The organism is Pseudomonas sp. PDM30 (genome assembly GCF_019218985.1).
Classification (GTDB): Bacteria; Pseudomonadota; Gammaproteobacteria; order Pseudomonadales; family Pseudomonadaceae; genus Aquipseudomonas; species Aquipseudomonas jessenii.
In genome coordinates this window covers 288,026-312,912 of record NZ_JAHUWM010000001.1, presented here as the reverse complement: position 1 = coordinate 312,912, position 24,887 = coordinate 288,026, and the positions used below count along the sequence as shown (strand labels likewise).

Sequence of the window (24,887 nt, the reverse complement as noted above, 5' to 3'; positions counted from 1 at the left end):
TCACCGCCCGCCCCGGCCAGTAGTCTTGTCATTCAAGCACCTTGCGCGACTCACCATGCAATGCATAGTTATGTCGTTTCCCCCGCCCCCCGCCCCCCGCCCCTCGAATAGGCTGCTAGCATCGAATGGATACACAATCCCGAATAAGGCCACATCATCAGGTTGCCCATGCTCGAGACCACAGCACAGCCACGGAATGCGCCGCTGTCACCGCCGCTGGATACGCGGTACCAGGTCGAAACGCCGGAGGGCGTCGACCTGCCACTGCGCCCGGCCGGGTTGATGGTCCGTGCACTGGCATTCTCCATTGATCTTGGTTTACGCGGCCTGGTCCTGGGCGTGCTGTTCATTGTGCTGGCGATGCTCGGCAAACTCGGAGCCGGGCTCGGCTCGATCCTGCTGTTCGTGGTGAGCTGGTGGTACATGGTGCTGTTCGAGGTGCTGAATCACGGTCGCTCGCCGGGCAAGCAATGGATGGGCCTGCAGGTGGTGCACGACGATGGCACCCCGGTCGGCTGGTCGGCGTCGCTGTTGCGCAACCTGCTGCGCGTTGTCGACCTGCTGCCGTTCGGTTACTTCCTCGGGGCCATCAGTTGCCTGCAACATCCCCACTTCAAGCGCCTCGGCGATATCGCCGCCGGGACCCTGGTGATCTACCGCGAACGACCGCACACCCGCCCCCAGCTCCCCGAAGCCCGGCCCCGCCGCCCGGCCTTTGTCCTGACACTCACCGAGCAACGGGCCATCCTCGGGTTTGCCGAGCGCCAGGGTGAACTCTCCGAAGCGCGGGTCAATGAACTGGCTTCGATTCTCGCCCACCCCTTGCAAGTCGACACTTCGCAGGCAGTGACCGAGCTCAACGGCATCGCCCGCGGGTTGTTGGGGCCGACATGAAGCAAAGCCTTTTTGAAAGCCGGCACAAGGCCGAATGGGACCATTTCACCCATCTGCTCGAGCAGTTGGAGCGGGACGGCAAGGCTACCGACGCCGGCAGTTTCCCGAAGGACTACCGACGCCTCTGCCAACACCTGGCACTGGCACGGGAGCGTGGCTACAGCAGTTTTCTGATCGACTCCTTGCAGCAACAGGTGCTGCGCGGACACCAACAGCTTTACCGTCATCGCAGCCATTTGGGGGCCAATGTGCTGGCGTTCATCCTGGCCGACTTTCCGCGACTGGTGCGCGAACAGTGGCGTTTTGTCCTCGCCGCCAGCCTGATGTTTTTTGGCAGCCTGGCCGGTTTCGCGCTGCTGGTGTACCTGTACCCGGAGCTGGTCTACAACCTGATCCCCGCCGAGCAGGTCAGCGAAATGCAAAGCATGTACGACCCCGTTGCCGGTCACCTCGGGCGCACAGCGGAACGAGCCGCCAGTGAGGACTGGGCGATGTTCGGCTACTACATCATGCACAACATCGGCATTGCCTTTCAGACCTTCGCCAGTGGTTTGCTGTTCGGTCTGGGCAGCGTGTTTTTCCTGATTTTCAACGGCCTGATGATCGGTGCGGTGGCCGGGCACCTGACCTACGTCGGCTACGGACAAACCTTTTGGTCATTCGTGATCGGCCATGGCGCTTTCGAACTCAGCGCCATCGCCCTGGCCGGTGCCGCCGGTCTGAAGCTGGGCTGGGCCTTGGTCGCCCCGGGGCGCCTGCCACGGGCCGAGGCCTTGCGATTGGCTGCGCGCAAGAGCGTGCTGCTGATCTGCGGGGTCATGCTGTTTCTGTTGATCGCTGCGTTTATCGAAGCCTATTGGTCGTCAATGACCGGCCCTTCGCACCAGACCAAATATCTGGTCGGCGCGGCGCTCTGGCTGTCGGTGGTGGTTTATCTCGTGTTTGCCGGACGTCAGCGCCATGCGCCTGAGTGACGCCACGGTGGTGATTCGCCCGCGCTCGACCTGGGAAGCCATGGACCTGGGGGTGCTGCTGAGCCAACGCCACCGACGTCTGTTGATGACCAGTTGGGCCTTGGTCACCTTGCCGGTTTTCGCGCTGCTCAGTTGGGGGCTCTGGGATTCGCCCGATCTCGCCGTGTTCATTTTCTGGTGGCTGAAGCCGGCGTTCGAACGCCTTCCCCTATACATCCTGTCCAAAGCCATGTTCGGTGAAACGCCCACGCTCAAACAGGCCCTGCGCCAATGGCCACGTCTGCTCAAGCCGCAATTGCTGGCCAGCCTGACCTGGCGACGCCTGAGTTTGCCCCGCAGTTTCGTGATGCCGGTGGTGCAACTCGAAGGACTGGACGGGCAGCAACGGCAACAACGCCTACAAGTGCTGTTGCAGCGAGACGCCGGCACCGCACGCTGGCTGACGATCATCGGCGCGCACCTGGAAGGCGCATTGTGGGTCGGCTTGATGGTGTTGTTCTATCTGCTGCTGCCACAACAGGTCGCGCTCGACTGGAGCTGGCAGTCGCTGATCTCGGCGGCCACCCAGGACTGGCGTTGGCTGGAACACCTGACTAATGCCTTTTATGCACTGGTGCTGGTGGTCTGGGAACCGATCTATGTCGCCTGCGGTTTCAGCCTGTACCTGAACCGGCGCACCGTGCTGGAGGCCTGGGATATCGAACTGGTGTTTCGCCGGATGCGCCAACGTCTGGTCAGTGCAGGCGCTGTCCTGTTGATGGCCGTGATTATGCTGATGCCAACCACCCACAACGCATGGGCCACAGAACCGGCCCTCTCACCCGACAGCCCGCGCCTGCTGGGCCAGCCCCTTACCAGTCAGGCCTCCAGGGACAGCATCAAGGCGATCCTCGAACAGGCGCCCTTCAAGAACCGGGAATCGGTCACGCGCTACCGCTTTGGCGAAGAGCAACCGAATGCTGAAGCTTTGGACGACGGCAAGACACCACAATGGTTGAAGGCGCTGTTGAAGCTGTTCGAGGGGCAACACTTCGGGGCATTGGCGACACTGATCGAAATCGTACTGTGGGGCATCGTCATTGGCGCCGTCGGCCTGTTGATCTGGCGCTATCGCGACTGGCTGCAGGCGTTCGTCAGCCGACGACCGCCCCTCAATGTCAAAGCCACGCGACCGTTACCGCAGCAGGCGTTCGGCCTGGACCTCAAGCCCGAATCCCTGCCCGCCGACATCGCCGCCCACGCCGAAAGCCTCTGGCAAGCCCACCCACGCGAAGCGCTTGGCTTGCTCTATCGCGCTCTGCTCAGCCGCCTGTTGCACGACTTCAATATCGTGCTCAAGGCCGCCGACACCGAAGGTCAGGTGCTTCGGCGTGTCGAGCTACTGCAGCAGCCGGCCTTGCTGGCCTACAGCCAAAACCTGACCGGGCACTGGCAAAACATGGCCTACGGGCATCGCCTGCCGCCCGCTCAAGTGCAACAAGAACTGTGTAACGGCTGGCGTGTTCTGTTCGGTCCGGAGGCTGTCCGTTGAGTCGGCGCCGGGGTTCGATAGCCGGTGCGTTGATGGCCGTGTTGCTGGCTGCGTTGAGTGTTTATCTGTACCTCAAGGCGACTCCCTACCAGACCGAAATCGATCACGGCCCCTCCCCCGAAGCCAATGCCAATCCTTATCTGGCGGCCGAGTTGTTCCTGCGCAAGCAAGGCCTGAAGGTCGGCCACGCCAACGGCCTTGATATCCTGCCCAGCCTCGACCCGCATCAACACAGCCTGCTATTGCTCGGGGAACGCTACAACATGACCCCACGGCAGATCGACCAGGTGATGAACTGGACCCGGGCCGGCGGGCGGCTTCTGTTCGTCGCCGAGTCGCTGTGGGATGAAAAACTCGGCCATAGCAATGACCTGCTGCTCGACCGGGTGCAACTGCACCAGTCCTTGAGCAAAGACCTCAAGGACCCACCGCCGGATGTCGGTGAAGATCCGTACCCGCAACTGACCAAGCTCTATCTGGAAGACGAAGACACCCCGGCCTATGCCGGTTTCGATACCGCGTTCCATCTCGAAGACCCGAAAAACCTCGCCCTGGCCTGGGCCAACAGCGCCAGGGCCACGCACATGATGCAACTCAACCACGGGCTCGGTTCGATCATCGTGGTCACCGATGCCGACCTGTGGAAAACCCCGGCCATCGACCGGTACGACAACGCCTGGCTGCTCTGGTACCTGACCGCCGACACCCGCGTGACGCTGATCTTCAACACCGATCACGACAGCCTGCTGACGTTGCTGCTGCGTTACTTCCCCCAGGCGCTGGTCGCGTTGTTCGCCTTGATCGGCCTGGGTTTCTGGCACTTTGGCGTGCGCCAGGGACCGCTGCTGGAAGCGGCTCCGAAAGCACGCCGGCAATTGCAGGAGCACCTGCGCGCCAGTGCCGACTTCCTGTTGCACCGCAACGGTCAGGCCGGCCTGCTGCAAGCCTTGCAGCAAGACATCCTGCGGCGTGTACGGCGTCGTCACCCCGGTTTTGAACAGCTCGGCGTTGCCGAACAATGGCTGGTGCTCGCGCGCCTGACCGGCCAACCCACACGCGCCATCAGCCAGGCCATGAGCCCGCGGCCGAAACAACGGCTTTCCAGCGTTGAATTCAGCCGCCAGGTCGCCCACCTGCAAACCTTGAGGAACGCCTTATGATCTGGCACCTGACAAGTGTTGGATTCCCATTGGATTAGAAGACAGCCCCTTACGAGCTGTTCGAGGCTACCTCCGGCAGTTGCGGGTGCGAGCCACATTTGAGTCGACCTCTCATCGTCCGCATTGGGTTGAATCCATAGTCGAAAGCGGACGTTCCCAGGCACCTACGAAGTTATGGCGATTTAGTCTTGGTCCGTGGGAAATCAGTGCTCGCCATTAATCTTTCGTGAACATACTCCTCAAATTGTTCGGCTGGCAGTGGCGGGGAAAACAGGAAGCCCTGATAGGTCTGGCAGCCATGCTTGACCAAAAAGATGCGCTGAGCTTCTGTCTCCACACCTTCTGCAATCACCGAAAGCCCCAATATCTGGCTCAGGCTCACAATCGCGCAGGCGATGGCGGCGTCGTTGGGATCAACCAGCACATCTCTGATGAAGGACTGATCGATCTTGAGTTGATCCAGCGGAAGGCTCTTCAGGTATGACAGTGACGAGTAGCCGGTTCCGAAATCATCCAGCGAAAGGCCTATGCCGATCGCTTTCAACTCGATCATTTTGGCGACAGTACCTTCCATATCCTCTATCAGCAGGCCTTCGGTCAGTTCCAGTTTCAATTTCTTCGGATCGGCCCCCGTGTATCTCAGTACTTGCAGTACCTCCTCGACGAAGTCCGGATGGTGAAACTGGCGGGCGCTGACATTCACAGCCATACCCAGTCGGGCGGTTTCCGAACGCTTTGTCCAGGCAACCAGCTGAGTGCAGGCTGCCTGCAGCGCCCAACGGCCTAACGGCAGAATCAACCCCGTTTCCTCTGCCAATGGAATGAACTCGCCTGGAAACACGACTCCGCGCTCAGGATTCTGCCATCTCATCAGTGCCTCTGCGCCAATGATACGGCCCTCACTATTCACCTGCGGCTGGTAATGAAGAAGGAATTCGTTGTCCTGCAAGCCTTGGCGCAAGTCTACTTCCAGTCTGGCGCGTGCCGTGGCAACCGCCTGCATTTCCGGATCGAAGAAGCGCATGGTATTGCGGCCCGCCGCCTTGGCGCGATACATCGCCAGGTCAGCGCGCTTCAGAATATCGTCCGCTGTGCTCAGTTGCCCCTGGAACAGCGCAATGCCGAGGCTGGGGGTGCTGTGGTGCTCATATCCATCCAACTGGTAGGAAATGTTCAGAGAGTTGAGAATCTTTTCGCCAATAGCCTTGGCCTGGATAGCTGCTTCTGGAGGATTCTCATTAAGGCCATCCAGCAGGACGACGAATTCGTCTCCGCCCAGGCGAGCCACGGTGTCGCTCTCGCGTATGCAGCCGCAAAGGCGCAGAGCAACTTGCTGCAGCAACATGTCGCCTCTGTCATGCCCCAGCGTGTCGTTCAGTGCCTTGAAGTTATCCAGGTCAATGAGAATTATCCCGTTCGTATGCAGGCTACGGGCGCTGCCCGCCAGCAGATGCTGTAACCGGTCCAACATGAGCCGCCTGTTGGCCAGCCCGGTCAACTGATCGTAGAAGGCCAAACGCTGGACCTCTTGCTCAGCGGTCTTACGGTGGGTGATGTCAGTATTGATCGACAGAACGGATTGCGGCTGGCCATCATCGTCTCGCACCAGGGTTCGATGACTTTCGAGCGTGATGGTGCAGCCATCCCGGCGTCGAAGTGTAACTTCGTCCGCCCAGTCACCCGTTTCTATCAGGCTGTCAGTGGCCGCATTGAAAGCGGCGCTACCCTGGTAGATCAACTCCTGTGCCGATTTGCCGAGCGCCTCTTCCTTTGACAGACCGTAGAGACGCTCGGCACTTTTGTTCCAGTACAGGATGCGGTTATCCATCCCGTGAACGACAATGGCGTCCTGGGCCTTGTCCAGCAGCGATGCTTGCTGGCGGGCCTGCTTCTCGCTTTCGCGCAGCACTGCCAGATAACCTTCCCTTTCGGCTGCTTGCGACTCCATTTCGCGCCTGATCTTGCCCCCGTAGATAACGGCCGCACTGACCATCAGTAGCACGAACACCATGATCGCGTATTCGACCCGGCGCAGTTCTTCGACCGACTCAAGCTCCTCCTCCAGGAGCTTGCTTTGAATCAGACCAACGCGATCCCGCACGGTACTGAGTGAGGCGAGCAACAGGGCAAACTTCCTGTCCATCGTTGCCATGCGTTTGCCGGCATTGTCCGACTGCCCCTCCCTGAAGTAGGAAAAGATCAGCAAGGCCTCGTTCACCATTTCGACCATCGCGGCATCAACTGCACCCACCTCATCCTTCAATGCAAGGGTAAAGGCCTGTATATCTGCACTGTGTTCAGCCTCATTGGCGATCCGTACTTCCAACTGTTTTTTGGCCATTGCCAAATGCTCGTTGAAGGCGCGCAAGGCTTCATTCATGTTCCGCGATTCGGCTTCAACATTATGTGTATCGAACACATTATTGCCCGGCGCATTGACTGTGGAAGCCAGGCTGCCCAGCGTTGAATAGCTCGACAGCTGTTGGACCCACGACTGGTTTGCCTTGATGGAGCGGTGATAGGTATCGACGATCAGGTGATTCAATAGCACGCTCAGCACAACAACCAGCACGTCGAATCCCGCAAGAAAAAAGTACATGCGGTGCCATTTGGTCGAGCGCGGCTTATTTGAACTGGTGGGTATGGCTTGCTTTGCGGCGGTTTTATTCCTGAAAAAATCCATTTCACAATCTCCAAACATAATCCTTCTAAATTGACCAATAGAAGCGGTATTCGGAAACCAATTGACCTTTTGTGCCGCCACCTGAACCTGAGAACACACCGCACGTAGCATTAGCCAAATTTTTTCTTTGTTCTGGATTCACGCTGGTTTTCGTGAGCGAAGCTCCCGAGTGTCGTTGCGCATTTGCGCCCCTGAACTGGATGCTTCATGCAGAATAGTCGGGTTACACAGGGCACGTTGCGGGTCATTTCCGCGCAGCCTGCCGGACTGCCTGATCAGCTTCGACAGCAGACCAAGCATAGCCACTAATTTGCCATTATTCTGTTCGCCGACTGCTCCAGGTCGGTAGCAGCCCTTGACGGTCGGCAGCTTTCGGCTGTGGATTCAACCGGTCGATGCAACACAGCTAAATTCTGTGTAGGCAGAAGGAGTGTTGCAGGCTTGCTCTGCTGTGAAATTGTCACTGGCTGAACCCGTCCCTGCTATCTACGACATGCGCCGTTGCCGCCTGATACCGGTGCGGCAGATACGTTTCTAGCAGCTCCAGCCATGCTTTTCGCTCGCATCACCCTTGGTTCCGGGATGGCCGAATGACTGCCGCGACACGGCAAGGCTTTACTGCACCTTATCGTGCAGACCTGACAGCAGCGTTTGATTCACTCATCGAACCAAATTCTCCCAAGCAAGGCAGGTAATGTCGGCAGTTGACCGTCATAGACTAACCTCCACCTCTGACGAACGCTCAAATGAAGGGTTGCCATGGGTTTGCAATGAGGCAGATTGGCAGTCACTCACTCGTTCCACGCGTAAAAAAATACGTGAAAAAAGTTAGATTAGATAAGTGACTGACTTATGGAAGATAAAACAAATGTAACTGTTAACAAGGCTCCGGAAGTCGTGAGTCAACCGATCGAGCCCGACGCACCGAGCCATGCCGCTCAACAGCGTCAGCGTGCCGGCCATCTGGCCCAGGCCGTACGCAAAGAACTGCAAAAAGCGGTGATTGGCCAGGACAGCGTGATCGACGACGTCCTGACGGCACTGATCGCCGGCGGCCACGTGCTGCTCGAAGGCGTGCCGGGTTTGGGCAAGACCCTGTTGGTGCGCGCCCTCGCCCGCTGCTTCGGCGGCGAGTTCGCACGCATCCAGTTCACCCCGGACCTGATGCCCAGCGATGTCACCGGGCATGCCGTGTATGACTTGCAGACCGAGCAATTCAAACTGCGCAAAGGCCCGCTGTTCACCAACCTGTTGTTGGCCGACGAAATCAACCGCGCCCCGGCGAAAACCCAGGCGGCGCTGCTCGAAGCCATGCAGGAACGGCAAGTCACCCTCGAAGGCCGTCCATTGCCGATTGCGCAACCGTTCATGGTGCTCGCCACGCAAAACCCGATCGAACAGGAAGGCACTTACCCCCTGCCGGAGGCTGAACTGGACCGCTTCATGCTCAAGGTGCGCATGGATTACCCCGACGCCGAGCAAGAGCTGGACATGGTGCGTCAGGTCAGCCGCTCGACCCGGGCCGACATGCTCGACGTTCAACCGATGCGCACGTTATTGCAGGCCAGGGATGTACTGGCCCTGCAACGCATCGCCAGCGACCTGGCACTGGACGACCAGGTGCTCGATTACGCCGTGCGCCTGGCCCGATCCACCCGCAACTGGCCGGGCTTGATCCTCGGCGCCGGCCCACGCGCATCCATCGCGCTGGTGCGATGTGCCCGGGCCCGGGCGCTGCTGCGCGGCGGTGAGTTCGTGATTCCGGATGACATCAAAGGCTGCGCCCTGGCCGTGCTGCGCCATCGTGTGCGCATCGCGCCGGAGCTGGATATCGAGGGTCTGGATGTCGATCAGGTGCTCCAGCAGTTGCTCGACCAAGTGCCGGCGCCGCGCCTGTGAAACCCTCGCGCCTGGTGCTCGTCTGGCTGTTGATCCTGCTGGCCTGCACCATTGTGTCGGGCACTTTGGTGGCATTGGAGGTCTCGGTTCCGACGAATCTCATGGCGATCAACTGGGGGTTGCTGCTGGCGCTGCTGACGCTGGCACTGCTGGATGCGGTGTGCGTGAAGCGCCTGCCGTCGCCCCGGCTGAAACGCCAGATACCCGGCAGCCTGGCGCTGGGTCGATGGAGCGAGGTGCAACTGACGGTCGAACACGACTTTGCGCAACCGCTGAAGGTACAAGTCTTCGACCATGTGCCACCGGGCCTGAGTTTCGAAAACCTGCCGCTGACGGTCGAGCTGCAACCCGGCCAGCACAGCCTGGCCGGTTATCGCCTGCGCCCGCTCAAGCGCGGCCACTTCAGCTTCGAACACTGCGAAATCAACCTGCCAAGCCCCTTGGGGCTCTGGTCGCAAAAACGCTTGCTCGACCTGCCCGACGCCACCCGCGTCTACCCCGACTTCGCCCGTCTCTATGAAGGGCAATTACTGGCGGTGGACAACTGGCTCAGCCAGCTTGGCGTCCGCCAGAAACAACGGAGGGGCCTGGGCCTGGAATTCCATCAATTGCGCGAATTTCGCGAGGGCGACAGCCTGCGCCAGATCGACTGGAAAGCCACCGCGCGCCAGCGCACGCCGATTGCCCGCGAATATCAGGACGAACGCGATCAGCAAATCATTTTCATGCTCGACTGCGGCCGGCACATGCGCAGCCAGGATGATGAGCTGTCGCACTTCGATCACGCCCTCAACGCCTGTTTGTTGCTCAGCTACGTCGCTCTACGTCAGGGCGACGCCGTGGGCCTGAGTACTTTTGCCAGCGAACAGGCGCGCTACCTCGCGCCGGTAAAAGGCACCAGCCATCTCAACACCCTGCTCAACACTGTCTATGACTTGAACAGCAGCCAACGCAGCGCCGACTATCAAGCCGCGGCCACGCAACTGCTGGCACGGCAAAAACGCCGGGCACTGGTGGTGCTGGTGACCAACCTGCGCGAAGAGGACGACGATGAATTGCTGCCGGCCGTCCACCGCCTGAGCCAGCAGCATCAGGTGCTGGTCGCGAGCCTGCGCGAAGACGTGCTCGACTCCCTGCGTCAGTCACCGGTGCAGACTTTGCCCGAAGCGCTGGCCTATTGCGGGACCGTGGACTACCTGAATGCACGCGCCGAACTCCATGAGCGCTTGAACGCTCATGGCGTATTGGTGATGGATGCGCGGCCTGGTGAGTTGGGAGCAGAGTTGGTGACTCGGTACCTGGGCTGGAAGAGAACCGGACTCTGAGCCTGGGCAATCACTCACAGCCAAGTTCCCATTGATCTCACGCCGAAGCCGGCAGCGGCAGAAAACTGAAATACTGCTTCAACGCCTCTACCAGTTGCCCATACTCCGGCGGTGCCCGTTGCAGGCTGAACCCGGCGTCGAAATGTTGGGGGGTCGCGTCTTCGTGGCACCACAGGCAACAGGCCTGCAGGTCGATGATTCGCAGACCACCTTCGCTGGCGGGAATTTTCAGGCGCAGGCTGAAGTCCGCGCCGATCATCATCGGCAGCTGGCTGATCAACATCAGCCCGTCTTCGGAGACATTGCCCAGGTAGCCGATGGGTTTGCCGGTGATGCCGTTGAACACTTTCAGGAAGTACGGCAGTTGATGCCGCTCGATTCGGCGGTCAGTGAACATGTGCAATTTCGCTATGCAAGGCTCTTAAGCAGAGCCGCACTACTGCTTCGGAACGGGTATGCATAAGTCTTTGCCCGCTCTCCCCGCTTCCGGTGCGCCAGTCCTTGTAGCGCAGAGTCTTGCTTGTACCGGTCACAGGTGTTGCCCCGGTTCATCAAAGACAGCGCTCTAAAACCGGTTCCCTGGACTATAGCTCACCACCGGCGGGGAGCCAGCGATCAGAGGGTTGCGGCCGTCAGAACTGCGTGGATTTTGTCGCGGCGGCACTGCGCAACGGGTAGTGACCCAGGCTTTGCAGGGTTTCCAGACGGGCTCGGGCGCGGTAGGCGTATTCGCTCTGTGGGTACGAGGCGATGATGAACTGATACGTCTGCGCCGCATCGACAAACATCTTCTGCCGTTCCAGGCAAAGGCCGCGCATCATCGATGCTTCCGGCCACACATAAGGTCGCGCCCGGCTTTCGCGCTCGACCTTGGACAGTTCAAGCATGACTTGCTCGCAATTGCCCCGGTCATAGGCTTTGTAGGCATTGTTCAAATGATGGTTCATCGACCAACGGGTGCAGCCCGTGACGCTGAGGGCGCTGATGGCAAGGGCGGCAATGAGTACGCAACGCATGGGAAAATCTCCTGTCATGAACGCTGTATCGACCCATGGTCGGAAATCTTCAGGCTGCCGGATGCAAAGTTGCGCGGTTCTATAAAGAAGGCAATAACCAGGTTCTTCGAAAAAACCAAGCTCTTCACGAAAAGTAGTGCATACGAACAATGACTACACCTTCGGAGCATAGTAGCCTCACTCAGCGCTTGAACTCAGGAGTCTTTGCATGTCCGTCCGTCGTACCAAAATCGTCGCCACCCTTGGCCCGGCCAGTAACTCGCCGGAAGTTCTCGAACAGCTGATTCTGGCTGGCCTGGACGTCGCCCGCCTGAACTTCTCCCACGGCACCCCCGACGAGCACAAGGCTCGCGCGAAGCTGGTGCGTGACCTCGCTGCCAAGCACGGCCGCTTCGTCGCCCTGCTGGGTGACCTGCAAGGCCCGAAAATCCGTATCGCCAAATTCGCCAACAAGAAGATCGAGCTGAAGATCGGTGATCAATTCACCTTCTCCACCAGCCATCCTCTGACCGAAGGCAACCAGCAAGTGGTCGGCATCGACTACCCGGACCTGGTCAAGGACTGCGGTGTGGGCGACGAGCTGCTGCTCGACGACGGTCGCGTGGTGATGCGCGTCGATACCGCCACCGCCACCGAACTGAACTGCACCGTGACCATCGGCGGCCCGCTGTCCGACCACAAAGGCATCAACCGTCGCGGTGGCGGCCTGACCGCTCCGGCCCTGACTGAAAAAGACAAGGCCGACATCAAGCTCGCCGCGGAAATGGAAGTCGACTACCTCGCGGTATCCTTCCCGCGTGACGCCGCCGACATGGAGTACGCCCGTCAACTGCGCGACGAGGCCGGCGGCACTGCCTGGCTGGTGGCGAAGATCGAACGCGCCGAAGCCGTGGCCGACGACGAAACCCTCGACGGCCTGATCAAGGCGTCCGACGCGGTGATGGTTGCCCGTGGTGACCTGGGTGTGGAAATCGGCGATGCCGAGCTGGTGGGCATCCAGAAGAAAATCATTCTGCATGCACGCCGCCACAACAAGGCGGTGATCGTGGCGACCCAGATGATGGAGTCGATGATCCAGAACCCGATGCCGACCCGCGCCGAAGTGTCCGACGTAGCCAACGCCGTGCTCGACTACACCGATGCCGTGATGCTCTCGGCCGAAAGCGCCGCTGGCCTGTACCCGCTGGAAGCCGTTCAGGCCATGGCGCGTATCTGCGTCGGTGCCGAAAAGCACCCGACCAGCAAGACCTCCAGCCACCGCATCGGCAAGGAATTCCAGCGCTGCGACGAAAGCATCGCGCTGGCGACCATGTACACCGCCAACCACTTCCCGGGCGTGAAGGCGATCATCGCCTTGACCGAAAGTGGCTACACCCCGCTGATCATGTCGCGCATCCGCTCCTCGGTGCCGATCTACGCGTTCACCCCGCACCGCGAAGCCCAGGCTCGCGCGGCAATGTTCCGTGGCGTGTACACCATCCCGTTCGACCCGGCTTCGCTGGCGCCGAACGAAGTCAGCCAGAAGGCTATCGACGAGCTGGTCAAGCGCGGCGTGGTACAGAAAGGCGACTGGGTCATCCTGACCAAAGGCGACAGCTACCACACTACCGGTGGCACCAACGGCATGAAGATCCTGCATGTTGGCGATCCGATGGTCTGAGTGACCGGCTGCTGAAAAACAAAAGCCCCGCCATGTGAATGGCGGGGCTTTTTGCATTCTGATCCGATAGTTGTGTTGTTCAGGCTGGCCTCATCGCGAGCAAGCTCGCTCCCACAATGGTTTGGTGTACACAAATCTACTGTGGGAGCGAGCTTGCTCGCGATGGGGCCGGCCCAGTCAGCGAAAGATTCAATGCCGCTTGATGAACCCCGTCAACGCCGCCAACGCCTCCGGCGACCGCAGCCGCTGGGTAAACAACGCACCCTCCTCTTCAATCACCTTGCGCAACAGCTCCCGGTCCGGCGCTTTCATCAATTGCTTGCTGATACGCACTGCTTCCGGCGGCAGCGACTCGAATCGCAACGCCATCTCCCGCGCCCTGGCCAAGGTTTCTTCGCCACTGCCCAAGGCTTCGGACGCAATACCCCACGCGGCAGCCTGCTCCCCATTGAAACCTTCACCGAGCAGCAACAACTCCGCCGCCTTGGCCTGCCCGAGCAGACGCGGCAGGATCAGGCTGGAGCCGAACTCCGGGCAAAGACCAAGGTTGACGAACGGCATGCGCAGGCGGGCGTCGCGGCTGACGTAGACCAGGTCGCAATGCAGCAACATGGTCGTACCAATGCCCACCGCCGCTCCGGCCACGGCGGCGACCACCGGTTTTCGGCATTCGAGCAAGTTGAGCATGAAATGGAACACCGGACTGTCGAGGCTGTTCGGCGGTTGCTGGATGAAATCGGCGATGTCGTTGCCGGCGGTGAAGCATTCGGCAGAGCCGGTGATCAACACGGCGTTGATATTGGGGTCGCTGTCGGCCTGTTTCAGCGTCTCGGCCAAGTGGCTGTACATGGCGCGGGTCAGGGCGTTTTTCTTGTCCGGGCGATTCAGGCGCAGGGTCAACAGGCCGCGTTCGCGTTCAACTTGGATAGCATCGGTCATGGCAGGTCTCGCGTCTGAAGAGTCAGCGCTCAACCACGGGGCAGGAACACATCGGCCAGCAGTTGATTGCGCGGCAATCCCGCCAGGTACAGACGCCGGGCAAAGGCGTCGACACTGTCGGGGCCTCCGCAGAGTAAGGCCAGGGTTTGCCGGGAAACAAGCCGCAGTTGCGCCAAAGCCGCTGGCAACTCGGCCGGGGTCCACAGTTCGACACTCAGGTTCGGACGGCTGGTTGCCATGGCTTGCAGGGGTTTGGCCAGGTAGTGCTCATCGGCATCATGGGCCAGGTGGATGACGCGGATGCTGCCTTGATGATCCTGGCGCAATGCTTCGCGCAAGACACCAAACAATGGCCCCAATCCGGTGCCGGCCGCCATTAACCACAACGGCCGAGCGTGCCAGTCAGGGTCATAATGCAAGGCACCGCCGCGCAGTTCACCGAGACGGATCGGATCGCCGATGCGCATTTGCCTGGCGGCATCGCTGAATTCCCCGGGCGTGCGGCAATCGAGATGAAACTCCAGAAAACGGTCTTCCTGCGGCAGGCTGGCGAGGGAATACGGCCGCGCCACGCTGCCCGCCCACAACACCAGGTGCTGCCCGGCGCTATAACGCAACGGTCGCTGGGGGATTACCCGCAAGCGCAGCACCGTGGTAGTCAGCCAATCGACCGCCGCGACTTCGGCCGGATGACCATCGGTTTGCGGGTCGAAGGCGTGCACCTGCAAGTCCTCGACCACCTGGCACTGGCACGCCAGCCGCCAGCCTTGTTCACGCTGCTGTGCACTCAAGGCATCGGGGCGGCTGTCGTTCGGCAGGCCCCGCACACACTGCACCAGGCACGCATGACAACTGCCGGCGCGGCAACTGTAAGGCACTGGCACACCGTTCTGATTCAGTGCATCGAGCAGATTGCTGCCCGCCGCCACCGACCAATGGCGCTCGCCGACCCGCAGCTCAGGCATCGACGTTCTCCCACGCTGCCGCGCATCGGTTGCGGCCGTCACGCTTGGCGCGATAGAGCGCCTGATCGGCCTGCTGCAACGCATCATCGAGGTCGTCACCCAATTCCAGCAGGGTCATGCCGGCGGACAGGCTGAGGTTGCGTACATTCAGACCAATCAGCTCGACATCGGTGAACGCGATGCGCAGCCGTTCGCAGCACGAAGTCAGACTGTCGGCATCGCAATCGGGCAGCAGCACCACGAACTCTTCGCCACCGTAGCGAGCCAGTACGTCACCGTCACGCAGGCACGCGCTGGCAACGCCGGCAAAGGCTTGCAGCACCTGATCGCCGGCAGCATGACCGTGCAGGTCGTTGATGCGTTTGAAATGGTCGAGGTCGATCAGTGCCAGGCCATGCACGACACCGGCGTCCATGGCGTTCAGCTCGCGTGACGCCAGGCGCAGGAAATGCCGACGATTGAACAGGCCCGTGAGCTCGTCGGTGGCCACCAGGTCTTCGAGCTGGCGCATCATCCCGCGCAACGTGTCCTGGTGCGCCTGCAAGGCAAAACGCCGCTGGCGCATGCGTTGTCGCGAGGCCTGGACATAGCGGGCATACAGCACCAGCCACACCAGCACGATGAACAGCACACAGACCTGCAACACCGCCATGGCCGGGTCAGGCAGCTGGAAGTGGTAGCCCTCCCACAGCGTGATCGCACTGAAACTCAAAAACACCAGCAGCGCGCATCGTACTAAAGACCGGCGAGACAGATGGAACAGGCCGAACAGCAGGATCAGCACGTAAAACACCAGAAACGCGCCCCGGGCTTCGTCCAGATGGGCAATCAGCCAGGTTTGCCAACCCAGCCCCAGCAACACTTGTGCCTCGGTCAGGCTGGGGTCGGCGAAACGCAGGTTGCAGCCGCTGTAGAACACCGCGAACAGGATGGCCTGACTGATCACTACCAGTGCGCTGCCGATGGCGACACTGGAAAGCGGCGCGTTGTAGTGACCGGTAAAAAACGCCAGCCACAGCAACAGCAATGCCAGGGCATAGGTGCCGGCCGCGAGGGCGAAACGTTTGAGCAACAGGCGCTGGATGGCGTTTTGGGTCAATCGTTGATTCACCAAATGAAAGGAGACTGACAGAGCGTCCTACTCTACAGACCGAATGTCACTTTAGTGGCGTGGCCGATAAATGACCATTCAATTTTCGGGATCGACGGTCGAGCCTTGCGCGACCCTGTGGCGAGGGGGCTTGTCGGACCGCCGCATCGCCCCGTTGGACTGCGGAGCAGTCCCGGTAACAGACAGGTCGTTGTGTCAGGCGGATTGTTTTCACCGGTTATGCGGCTGCTTCGCAACCGAACGGGGGCAAGCCCCCTCGCCACAAAAGCCACGTACTCCTCTTGCAGCTTCAAACTTGCCGCTTGCAGCTGCTTCTATGCGACCAACGATTGACTGCCGGCGCGTGTGCCTGTCCGCGAGGCGCGGTATACTGCCGCGCCTTTTTAGCGTCGCGCCAGCTTGCCCGGCGTGCCTTGAAAGGTGCTTGCAACCGACCGATGCACCCAAGCTGCAAGCACCTTATTGAATGTTCCCGTCTTTTAGAGGAGCGCGACTCATGACCGTGATCAAGCAAGACGACCTGATTCAGAGCGTTGCCGACGCCCTGCAGTTCATTTCCTACTACCACCCCGTGGATTTCATCCAGGCGATGCACGAGGCCTACCTGCGCGAAGAATCGCCAGCGGCCCGCGACTCGATGGCACAGATCCTGATCAACTCGCGCATGTGCGCCACCGGCCACCGCCCGATCTGCCAGGACACCGGTATCGTCACCGTGTTCGTGCGTGTCGGCATGGACGTGCGCTGGGATGGCGCCACCATGGGCCTGGACGACATGATCAACGAAGGCGTACGTCGCGCCTACAACCTGCCGGAAAACGTCCTGCGTGCTTCGATCCTCGCCGACCCGGCGGGCGCTCGCAAGAACACCAAGGACAACACCCCGGCGGTCATCCACTACTCCATCGTTCCGGGTAACACCGTGGAAGTGGACGTGGCAGCCAAGGGCGGCGGCTCCGAGAACAAGTCGAAGATGGCCATGCTCAACCCGTCCGACTCGATCGTCGACTGGGTGCTCAAGACAGTTCCGGAAATGGGCGCCGGCTGGTGCCCACCGGGCATGCTCGGCATCGGCATCGGCGGCACCGCCGAGAAAGCTGCCGTCATGGCCAAGGAAGTGTTGATGGAATCCATCGACATTCACGAGCTGAAGGCCCGCGGCCCACAGAACCGCATTGAAGAAATGCGCCTGGAGCTGTTCGAGAAGGTCAACCAACTGGGCATCGGCGCCCAGGGCCTGGGTGGCCTGACCACCGTGCTCGACGTGAAGATCATGGACTACCCGACTCACGCCGCTTCGCTGCCGGTGTGCATGATCCCGAACTGCGCCGCCACCCGTCACGCACACTTCGTGCTCGACGGTTCCGGCCCTGCTTCGCTGGAAGCGCCACCGCTGGACGCCTACCCGGAAATCGTCTGGGAAGCCGGCCCGTCGGCCCGTCGTGTCAACCTCGACACCCTGACCCCGGAAGAAGTGCAGAGCTGGAAGCCGGGCGAAACCGTCCTGCTCAACGGCAAGATGCTCACCGGCCGCGACGCTGCGCACAAGCGCATGGTCGAGATGCTGAACAAGGGAGAAACCCTGCCGGTGGACCTCAAGGGTCGCTTCATCTACTACGTCGGCCCGGTCGATCCGGTCGGTGACGAAGTGGTTGGCCCGGCCGGTCCTACCACCGCCACGCGGATGGACAAGTTCACCCGTCAGATCCTCGACCAAACCGGCCTGCTGGGCATGATCGGCAAATCCGAGCGCGGCCCGACCGCAATCGACGCGATCAAGGACCACAAAGCCGTCTACCTGATGGCAGTCGGCGGCGCGGCTTACCTTGTAGCGCAAGCGATCAAGAAATCCCGCGTGGTGGCTTTCGCCGAACTGGGCATGGAAGCGATCTACGAGTTCGACGTGAAAGACATGCCTGTGACTGTTGCCGTCGACAGCAAAGGTGAGTCGGTACACATCACCGGTCCTGCCATCTGGCAGAAAAAGATCAGTGAAAGCCTGGCGGTAGAAGTGCAGTAAGCGCTTGGACTGCTCCAGAAAAGGCGACAGGGTTATCCCTGTCGCCTTTTTTATTGCCAAGCCATACCCCTGCAGGAGCGAGCCCGCTCGCGAACGACGCATGGACGACACGGGCTGAATGGTGCCCCGCGTTATCGTTGACTTCCATCGCGAGCAGGCTCGCTCCTACAAGGGCCAAGTCGCTCATGTTATCGTGCGACCCCTCCGTATTCCTTGTGTAAGCCCTGCATGTTTGAGTCATCTCGATCCCTGCGCCTGGCGCTCTATACCGTATTGATCATTGCCGGTGCTGCCATCGCGGCCACCCTGGCCATGCGCCACACCGTGCGCCAGTCAATGGTCGAAGACGCGGCTCGCGCCAATCAGCAACTGGCGCTGTATGCCACGTCCCTGCATACCCTGATCGAACGTTACCGCGCCCTGCCCGCGGTGCTGGCGCTGGACCCGGAGCTGCGCTCGGCGCTCAAGGGCAAGGTCAGTTCCGAACAGCAGGACGCATTGAACCGCAAACTGGAAAAAATCAACGGTGCCGCCCAATCATCGACCCTGGAACTGCTCGATCACACCGGCCTCGCCGTAGCGGCGAGCAACTGGCGTTTGCCCAGCAGTTATGTCGGCCACAACTACGGCTTCCGTCCCTATTTCAACCAGACCCGCACCCAGGGCACCGGGCGCTTTTACGCCGTGGGGGTGACCAGCGGAATTCCCGGCTACTTCCTCTCCAGCGCGGTCAGCGATGACGATGGCCAGTTCCTCGGCGCCATGGTGGTGAAACTGGAGTTCCCCGAACTGGAACGCGAGTGGCGCCAGGGCAGCGACACACTGCTGGTCAGCGACGCACGTGGAATAATCTTCATCGCCAACCAGCCGGGCTGGCGCTATCGCCTGCTCAAGCCGCTGAGCGACAGCGATCATGCCGAACTCAAGACCACCCGCCAGTACGACAAGCAGCCGCTGACGCCGCTTGAATTTCAATCGTTGCGGCGCTTCGACGATAACAGTGACCTGGCTCGGGTCGACGGCCCCGACGGCAAGGCGGATTACCTGTGGGAATCCCTGCCGCTGAATACCGAGGGCTGGACCCTGCACCTGCTGCGGCGCCCACAAGTCGCCTTCGAAGACAGCCGCAATGCTGCCCTCGCCGCGGCCGGGCTATGGCTGACCATGGTGTTCCTGCTGCTGTTTCTCAACCAGCGCTGGCGCTTGGCCAAACTGCGTCAGCGCAGTCGCGAAGAACTCGAACAGCTTGTAGAAGAGCGTACCCGCGACCTGCGCACCGCCCAGGAAGGTCTGGTGCAGTCGGCCAAACTCGCTGCGCTGGGGCAGATGTCCGCCGCCCTGGCCCATGAGATCAACCAGCCGCTCACCGCCCAGCGCATGCAGCTGGCGACCTTGCGCCTGCTGCTCGACAACGGCCGCGTCGACGACGCCTACAAGGCGCTCAAGCCGGTGGATGAAATGCTCACCCGCATGGCGGCCCTCACCGGCCACCTGAAAACCTTCGCCCGCAAGAGCCCCAGCGGTTTGCGCGAACGCCTGGACCTGGCGGCGGTGGTGGATCAGTCGCTGCAACTGCTCGACACCCGGCTGCGCGACGAACAGGTCAGCACCGTACTGCATCTGACCCGCCCGGCCTGGGTGCGTGGCGATGCGATTCGCCTGGAACAGGTGCTGATCAATCTGCTGCGCAATGCCCTCGATGCAATGCAGGACAAGCCCTGCAAACGCCTGGAAATCCGCCTCGAAGCCGACGAACAACTATGGCGCCTGAGTGTGATCGACAACGGCGGCGGTATCGCCGAAGAGAACCTGTCCAAGGTCTTCGATCCGTTCTTCACCACCAAACCGGTGGGCGATGGCCTGGGGATCGGTTTGGCCGTATCGTTTGCCATCGTTCACGAATCCGGCGGGCGCTTGAGTGCCGACAATCATGACAAAGGTGCCGTGTTCACCGTGACCTTGCCCATCGACCTGGAGGTGCATGAACCATGCTGAACTCAGTGATCGTGGTCGATGACGAAAGCAGCATCCGCAGTGCCGTCGAGCAATGGTTGAGTCTGTCGGGTTTCGAGGTGCAGTTGTTCAGTCGCGCCGATGAATACCTGGCGCAATTGCCCAGGCATTTTGCCGGGGTGATTCTCAGCGATGTGCGCATGCCCGGCATGACCGGCCTCGAACTGCTGGCCGAGGTGCAGCGCCGGGATGCCGATTTGCCGGTGATCCTGCTGACCGGTCACGGCGATGTACCGATGGCCGTCGAAGCCATGCGCGACGGTGCCTACGATTTCCTCGAAAAACCCTTCAGCCCGGAAACCCTGCTCGGCAGCCTGCGCCGCGCCCTCGACAAACGCCGGCTGGTGCTGGAAAACCGCGCACTGCACGAACAGGCGGACAACCGCGCCAAACTGGATGCCACGCTGCTCGGCGTGTCTCGGGGTCTGCAGACCCTGCGTCGGCAAGTTTTGGACCTGGCAGCACTGCCGGTCAACGTGCTGATTCGCGGCGAAACCGGTAGCGGCAAGGAACTGGTCGCGCGTTGCCTGCACGACTTCGGGCCGCGGGCCGACAAGCCCTTTGTCGCACTCAACTGCGCGGCCATCCCCGAGCAATTGTTCGAGGCCGAGCTGTTCGGCCACGAGAGCGGCGCGTTCACCGGGGCGTCCGGCAAGCGCATCGGCAAGCTCGAGTACGCCGACGGCGGCACACTGTTTCTCGATGAAATCGAAAGCATGCCGTTGGCCCAGCAGGTGAAACTGCTGCGGGTGTTGCAGGAGCAAAAGCTTGAACGGCTGGGCTCGAACCAGAGTATCCGCGTGGATTTGCGCATCATTGCCGCGACCAAGCCGGACCTGCTCGACGAAGCGCGGGCCGGACGTTTTCGCGAAGACCTGGCCTATCGCTTGAACGTCGCTGAGCTACGCCTGCCGCCCTTGCGCGAACGTCGTGAAGACATACCCCTGTTGTTCGAATCCTTTGCCCAAAACGCCGCCGAACGCCTGGGACGCAAATTTCCACCGTTGAGCGGCGCCCAGTTGAGTCACCTGCTGAGCCACGACTGGCCAGGCAACGTGCGCGAATTGGCGAATGTCGCCGAGCGTCAGGTATTGGGGCTCGGTGAACCGGAGCCCTTGGGCATCGAGCCCGGCCAGTCACTGGCGGCTCAGCAGGAAGCGTTCGAAGCGCAATGCCTGCGTGCGGCATTGACCCGGCACAAGGGCGACGTGAAAGCGGTGCTCGAAGAACTGCAACTGCCGCGCCGAACCTTCAATGAAAAGATGCAGCGGCATGGGTTGAGCCGGGAGATGTTTTTGCCCGAGGCCTGATTTTTGTGGTGTCTGCCCTGGCCCCATCGCGAGCAAGCTCGCTCCCACAGTGGATCTGTGTACGCCAAACATTGTGGGAGCGAGCTTGCTCGCGATGGGGCCTGTACAGGCAAAGCAACCAACCAAACCGTAAGCAATTTTCCGCCCATCACCTGCCACGAATAAGCGGATTTCCGCTCACTGAAACACTCTGCCCCCTCTAAACCGGCCCTCTCCCCGTTGGCACAGCTCCTGCTATAGCCCTGGCAGGCTGCGTTTCATCGCGCTCCACAAAAACAATTAAATGAAGGATCCTTCAATGGATAACTCCAACTCCCTGCCGCTTGGGTCGGCTGCCACGCCGGCCAAAGAAAGAACCACTTCCAGCCGCATCAAGTCGATCTTCAGCGGTTCCGTTGGCAACATGGTCGAGTGGTACGACTGGTACGTCTACGCCGCCTTCTCCCTGTACTTCGCCAAGACCTTCTTCCCCAAAGGCGACACCACCGCCCAACTGCTCAACACCGCCGCGATCTTCGCCGTGGGCTTCCTGATGCGTCCGATCGGTGGCTGGCTGATGGGTCTGTATGCCGACAAGGTCGGGCGCAAAAAGGCCCTGATGGCCTCGGTGTACCTGATGTGCTTCGGCTCGCTGCTGATTGCCCTGAGCCCGAGTTATGAAGTCATCGGCATCGGTGCGCCGATCCTGCTGGTGTTCGCGCGCTTGCTGCAAGGCCTGTCGGTGGGTGGCGAATACGGCACCTCCGCCACTTACCTCAGCGAGATGGCGACCAAGGAGCGTCGCGGCTTCTACTCCAGCTTCCAGTACGTGACCCTGATTTCCGGCCAGCTCATCGCTTTGGCGGTGCTGATTGTCCTGCAGAACTTCCTGACCACCGAGGAGCTCTACGCCTGGGGCTGGCGCATCCCGTTCGCCATCGGCGCGCTGTGTGCCGTGGTTGCGCTGTACCTGCGTCGTGGCATGGAAGAAACCGAGTCTTTCACCAAGAAAGAAAAAGCCAAGGAAAGCGCGATGCGCACCTTGATGCGCCACCCCAAGGAATTGATGACCGTGGTCGGCCTGACCATGGGCGGTACGCTGGCGTTCTACACCTACACTACCTACATGCAGAAATACCTGGTGAATACCGTCGGCATGAGCATTTCCGACTCCACCACCATTTCCGCTGCCACGCTGTTCCTGTTCATGTGCCTGCAACCGATCATCGGCGGGCTGTCGGATAAAATCGGTCGTCGGCCGATCCTGATTGCCTTCGGCATCCTGGGCACGCTGTTCACCGTACCGATCCTGACCACCCTGCACACCATTACGACCTGGTGGGGTGCGTTCTTCCTGATCATGGCGGCGCTGATCATCGTCAGCGGCTACACCTCGATCAACGCCGTGGTGAAAGCCGAACTGTTCCCGACCGAAATCCGCGCCCTGGGCGTGGGCCTGCCGTACGCACTGACCGTATCGATCTTCGGCGGCACCGCCGAATACATCGCGCTGTGGTTCAAGAGCATTGGCATGGAGACGGGTTACTACTGGTACGTCACCGCGTGTATTGCCGTGTCGTTGCTGGTGTACATCACCATGAAAGACACCCGCAAGCATTCGCGGATCGTCACTGACTGACAGATAGATCGAAGCTGGCTGTACCGGCCTCTTCGCGAGCAAGCCCGCTCCCACATTCGACCGCGTTCCTTCTGGAACAACCCGGTTAAATGTGGGAGCGGGCTTGCTCGCGAATGGAGCCGACTCGGTATCAAGCCAGCATAGTCATGACAGCCAAACCCAGGCTCGGCGATGCCACACTGAAAAATGGACAAGGGCTTCATGAAAAATCCGTCATCCAGGTAAAAGAGCCGATTAATCACGCGTTAATGCTCGCCGCCCAACCTTTAACGGCCTGATCGATTCATTGCGATGCGCTCACTCAGTCCTTGAAAGCGAAAAAGCCTGACGGCCTTAACATCCAATTAATCGATAGGTAGCAGGATTTAATTGCGAAATTTAATCGATATATCTGGCGTCTTGGCTTTTTCCACTAAACGCCAACGAGACGGGAGTCACTACCATGAAGACCAAACTGATCCTTGCCCTGGCCCTTTCCGTACTGGCCGCCAACACGTTCGCCGCCGATGGCTACGACAAAACCGGCTCGGCCTCTTACGGCTCCGGCGCCAGCGCCGCCATCGAACGCAGCCACTCGGGCACCTATGCTTCTGACGGCTTCGATAAAACCGGCACCGCGGACGCTATCGCTGCCGACGGTTTCGACAAAACCGGTAGCGCTGAAGCTATCGGCTGATCCGGCTTCAAAACCTGTAGGAGCGAGCTTGCTCGCGATGGACTCAAGCCCGCCGCGTTCAGCCAGGGAACACGCGTAATCGTTAACGACCATCGCGAGCAAGCTCGCTCCTACAGGGGGTGAGGTCGGGCTGGAAATCTGCGGCGCGTGCTTGCACCATGAGCGCCTCCAGCCCGCTCCGGAAATTCTCTCCAATGCCTGACGACATCCACTTCTACGAACCCGCCAACGGCCACGGCCTGCCCCACGATCCGTTCAACGCTATCGTCGGCCCGCGCCCCATTGGCTGGATCTCTTCACAGGATGCCGAGGGCCACCTGAACCTGGCGCCCTACAGTTTCTTCAATGCCTTCAACTACATTCCGCCGATCATTGGGTTTTCCAGCGTCGGGCGCAAAGACAGCCTGAACAACATCGAACAGACCGGCGAGTTCGCCTGGAACCTGGCCACGCGGCCGCTGGCCGAGCAGATGAACCAGAGCTGCGCCATGGTCGGGCCTGAGGTCAACGAATTCGAACTGGCCGGGCTGACGACCGCTGCCTCGAAGGTCATTCAGGTGCCACGGGTGGCAGAGAGCCCGGTGTCCTTCGAGTGCAAGGTCACGCAGATCATTCAGTTGCAACGGGCGGACGGCAACGTGGTGCCGAGCTGGCTGATCCTCGGCGAAGTGGTCGCCGTGCATATCGCCAAATGGCTGTTGAAGGACGGGGTATACGACACCGCCGCGGCAGAACCGATTCTGCGCGGCGGCGGGCCGGCGGATTACTTCCAGCTGGGGCCTGAGGCGTTGTTCAAGATGTACCGCCCGGGGGCGGTGAAGTGATCACCAGAGCAGGTCGGTGTCTTCTTTGACGTCCTTGAGGTGGGTCAGCTCTTTGGCCGCTGCCAGGTCGGCGTCATGGGCGGTCTTGAAGATCTGCCCTTCCAGCACCTTGTGAAAACGCGGGGCGCCGGAACCACCCAGCGCTTTGACGGCGATAGCGGCGTGGTAACCACCCTCGCCCGGTACTACAGCGGAAACAGCTTCGAAGTGTTCAAAGGCTTTACGTGCCATGTCGCGAATCCTGGCTGGTTGAGAATGCCGTCATTAAA

At 60.6% G+C, this 24,887-nt stretch carries 20 protein-coding genes; 13 read left to right on the top strand and 7 right to left on the bottom strand.

Features of this window, described 5'->3' with window-relative positions; all coding sequences use genetic code 11:
- Window positions 1-168: 168 nt before the first annotated feature.
- From KW840_RS01420 to KW840_RS01405, 4 genes are read left to right on the top strand one after another with little or no spacing between them, the layout of a single operon-like run.
- The gene (locus tag KW840_RS01420) at window positions 169-894 is read left to right on the top strand and encodes an RDD family protein (RefSeq protein WP_218494283.1); all 726 of its coding nucleotides are present in this window, start codon (window positions 169-171) and stop codon (window positions 892-894) included.
- Window positions 891-1,868, top strand: a complete 978-nt coding sequence (locus tag KW840_RS01415; protein WP_218494282.1) for a stage II sporulation protein M — start codon at window positions 891-893, stop codon at window positions 1,866-1,868. The genes KW840_RS01420 and KW840_RS01415 overlap by 4 nt, the downstream gene beginning before the upstream one ends.
- Window positions 1,855-3,399: a DUF4129 domain-containing protein gene (locus KW840_RS01410; RefSeq protein ID WP_218494281.1), complete on the top strand. Its 1,545-nt coding sequence runs from the start codon at window positions 1,855-1,857 to the stop codon at window positions 3,397-3,399. Before KW840_RS01415 ends, KW840_RS01410 begins: the two co-directional genes overlap by 14 nt.
- Before the next feature lie 32 nt (window positions 3,400-3,431).
- Window positions 3,432-4,559, top strand: a complete 1,128-nt coding sequence (locus KW840_RS01405; RefSeq protein WP_218494503.1) for a DUF4350 domain-containing protein — start codon at window positions 3,432-3,434, stop codon at window positions 4,557-4,559.
- A 172-nt stretch (window positions 4,560-4,731) separates the two neighbouring features.
- Here the strand turns inward: KW840_RS01405 and KW840_RS01400 are convergent, their stop codons facing one another.
- Entirely contained in the window at window positions 4,732-7,242 is a 2,511-nt protein-coding gene (locus KW840_RS01400) for a bifunctional diguanylate cyclase/phosphodiesterase (protein WP_218494280.1), read from the bottom strand.
- A gap of 897 nt (window positions 7,243-8,139) precedes the next feature.
- On the opposite strand from KW840_RS01400, the gene KW840_RS01395 reads away from it, so the two are divergent.
- Together KW840_RS01395 and KW840_RS01390 are read left to right on the top strand one after the other, a co-directional pair.
- Window positions 8,140-9,141, top strand: coding sequence for a MoxR family ATPase (locus tag KW840_RS01395; RefSeq protein ID WP_150813322.1), 1,002 nt, complete (start codon window positions 8,140-8,142; stop codon window positions 9,139-9,141).
- Window positions 9,138-10,466 (top strand): DUF58 domain-containing protein, encoded by a 1,329-nt coding sequence (locus KW840_RS01390; protein ID WP_218494279.1) that lies wholly within the window; start codon window positions 9,138-9,140, stop codon window positions 10,464-10,466. The genes KW840_RS01395 and KW840_RS01390 overlap by 4 nt, the downstream gene beginning before the upstream one ends.
- A 37-nt stretch (window positions 10,467-10,503) precedes the next feature.
- Here the strand turns inward: KW840_RS01390 and KW840_RS01385 are convergent, their stop codons facing one another.
- Complete coding sequence (locus KW840_RS01385) at window positions 10,504-10,863, bottom strand: PilZ domain-containing protein (RefSeq protein WP_057713492.1); 360 nt, start codon at window positions 10,861-10,863, stop codon at window positions 10,504-10,506.
- Between the two features lie 235 nt (window positions 10,864-11,098).
- Complete coding sequence (locus KW840_RS01380; protein ID WP_057713491.1) at window positions 11,099-11,482, bottom strand: tol-pal system YbgF family protein; 384 nt, start codon at window positions 11,480-11,482, stop codon at window positions 11,099-11,101.
- Window positions 11,483-11,690: 208 nt separating this feature from the next.
- Between KW840_RS01380 and pyk the strand changes: the two genes are divergently transcribed.
- Window positions 11,691-13,142 carry a pyruvate kinase gene (pyk, locus tag KW840_RS01375; protein ID WP_007978464.1) on the top strand — a complete coding sequence of 484 codons (1,452 nt, stop codon included), beginning with the start codon at window positions 11,691-11,693 and terminating at the stop codon, window positions 13,140-13,142.
- A 189-nt stretch (window positions 13,143-13,331) separates the two neighbouring features.
- On the opposite strand, the gene KW840_RS01370 is transcribed toward pyk, so the two are convergent.
- From KW840_RS01370 to KW840_RS01360, 3 genes are read right to left on the bottom strand one after another with little or no spacing between them, the layout of a single operon-like run.
- Window positions 13,332-14,081, bottom strand: a complete 750-nt coding sequence (locus KW840_RS01370) for an enoyl-CoA hydratase-related protein (RefSeq protein ID WP_090457472.1) — start codon at window positions 14,079-14,081, stop codon at window positions 13,332-13,334.
- 29 nt (window positions 14,082-14,110) lie between these two features.
- Window positions 14,111-15,046, bottom strand: coding sequence for an iron-sulfur-binding ferredoxin reductase (locus KW840_RS01365; protein WP_090457474.1), 936 nt, complete (start codon window positions 15,044-15,046; stop codon window positions 14,111-14,113).
- Window positions 15,039-16,145, bottom strand: a complete 1,107-nt coding sequence (locus tag KW840_RS01360) for a GGDEF domain-containing protein (protein ID WP_057713488.1) — start codon at window positions 16,143-16,145, stop codon at window positions 15,039-15,041. The genes KW840_RS01365 and KW840_RS01360 overlap by 8 nt, the downstream gene beginning before the upstream one ends.
- Before the next feature lie 508 nt (window positions 16,146-16,653).
- Here KW840_RS01360 and KW840_RS01355 point away from each other — a divergent pair.
- The 6 genes from KW840_RS01355 (at window position 16,654) to KW840_RS01330 (ending at window position 24,618) form a co-directional block, all read left to right on the top strand.
- A complete protein-coding gene (locus tag KW840_RS01355) occupies window positions 16,654-18,177 on the top strand; it encodes a fumarate hydratase (RefSeq protein ID WP_090457475.1) in 1,524 nt (507 codons plus the stop codon).
- Window positions 18,178-18,405: 228 nt separating this feature from the next.
- The gene (locus tag KW840_RS01350; RefSeq protein WP_218494278.1) at window positions 18,406-20,172 is read left to right on the top strand and encodes an ATP-binding protein; all 1,767 of its coding nucleotides are present in this window, start codon (window positions 18,406-18,408) and stop codon (window positions 20,170-20,172) included.
- Window positions 20,166-21,500: a sigma-54 dependent transcriptional regulator gene (locus KW840_RS01345; RefSeq protein WP_218494277.1), complete on the top strand. Its 1,335-nt coding sequence runs from the start codon at window positions 20,166-20,168 to the stop codon at window positions 21,498-21,500. Before KW840_RS01350 ends, KW840_RS01345 begins: the two co-directional genes overlap by 7 nt.
- 298 nt (window positions 21,501-21,798) lie before the next feature.
- A complete protein-coding gene (locus KW840_RS01340) occupies window positions 21,799-23,118 on the top strand; it encodes an MFS transporter (RefSeq protein WP_154947098.1) in 1,320 nt (439 codons plus the stop codon).
- 442 nt (window positions 23,119-23,560) lie between these two features.
- The gene (locus KW840_RS01335) at window positions 23,561-23,794 is read left to right on the top strand and encodes a hypothetical protein (protein WP_057713484.1); all 234 of its coding nucleotides are present in this window, start codon (window positions 23,561-23,563) and stop codon (window positions 23,792-23,794) included.
- A gap of 194 nt (window positions 23,795-23,988) precedes the next feature.
- Window positions 23,989-24,618: a flavin reductase family protein gene (locus KW840_RS01330; protein WP_090457482.1), complete on the top strand. Its 630-nt coding sequence runs from the start codon at window positions 23,989-23,991 to the stop codon at window positions 24,616-24,618.
- On the opposite strand, the gene KW840_RS01325 is transcribed toward KW840_RS01330, so the two are convergent.
- Window positions 24,619-24,849, bottom strand: a complete 231-nt coding sequence (locus KW840_RS01325; RefSeq protein ID WP_057713482.1) for a hypothetical protein — start codon at window positions 24,847-24,849, stop codon at window positions 24,619-24,621. It abuts the gene before it with no gap.
- Between the last annotated feature and the right edge of the window lie 38 nt (window positions 24,850-24,887).

Coding starts and splice junctions, on each gene's coding strand:
- KW840_RS01415 (WP_218494282.1), top strand. CDS start 891: ATGAAGCAAAGCCTTTTTGAAAGCCGGCACAAGGCCGAATGGGACCAT.
- KW840_RS01335 (WP_057713484.1), top strand. CDS start 23,561: ATGAAGACCAAACTGATCCTTGCCCTGGCCCTTTCCGTACTGGCCGCC.
- KW840_RS01420 (WP_218494283.1), top strand. CDS start 169: ATGCTCGAGACCACAGCACAGCCACGGAATGCGCCGCTGTCACCGCCG.
- KW840_RS01370 (WP_090457472.1), bottom strand. CDS start 14,081: ATGACCGATGCTATCCAAGTTGAACGCGAACGCGGCCTGTTGACCCTG.
- KW840_RS01385 (WP_057713492.1), bottom strand. CDS start 10,863: ATGTTCACTGACCGCCGAATCGAGCGGCATCAACTGCCGTACTTCCTG.
- KW840_RS01410 (WP_218494281.1), top strand. CDS start 1,855: ATGCGCCTGAGTGACGCCACGGTGGTGATTCGCCCGCGCTCGACCTGG.
- KW840_RS01380 (WP_057713491.1), bottom strand. CDS start 11,482: ATGCGTTGCGTACTCATTGCCGCCCTTGCCATCAGCGCCCTCAGCGTC.
- KW840_RS01340 (WP_154947098.1), top strand. CDS start 21,799: ATGGATAACTCCAACTCCCTGCCGCTTGGGTCGGCTGCCACGCCGGCC.
- KW840_RS01400 (WP_218494280.1), bottom strand. CDS start 7,242: ATGGATTTTTTCAGGAATAAAACCGCCGCAAAGCAAGCCATACCCACC.
- KW840_RS01355 (WP_090457475.1), top strand. CDS start 16,654: ATGACCGTGATCAAGCAAGACGACCTGATTCAGAGCGTTGCCGACGCC.
- KW840_RS01330 (WP_090457482.1), top strand. CDS start 23,989: ATGCCTGACGACATCCACTTCTACGAACCCGCCAACGGCCACGGCCTG.
- KW840_RS01365 (WP_090457474.1), bottom strand. CDS start 15,046: ATGCCTGAGCTGCGGGTCGGCGAGCGCCATTGGTCGGTGGCGGCGGGC.
- KW840_RS01325 (WP_057713482.1), bottom strand. CDS start 24,849: ATGGCACGTAAAGCCTTTGAACACTTCGAAGCTGTTTCCGCTGTAGTA.
- KW840_RS01345 (WP_218494277.1), top strand. CDS start 20,166: ATGCTGAACTCAGTGATCGTGGTCGATGACGAAAGCAGCATCCGCAGT.
- KW840_RS01405 (WP_218494503.1), top strand. CDS start 3,432: ATGGCCGTGTTGCTGGCTGCGTTGAGTGTTTATCTGTACCTCAAGGCG.
- pyk (WP_007978464.1), top strand. CDS start 11,691: ATGTCCGTCCGTCGTACCAAAATCGTCGCCACCCTTGGCCCGGCCAGT.
- KW840_RS01350 (WP_218494278.1), top strand. CDS start 18,406: ATGTTTGAGTCATCTCGATCCCTGCGCCTGGCGCTCTATACCGTATTG.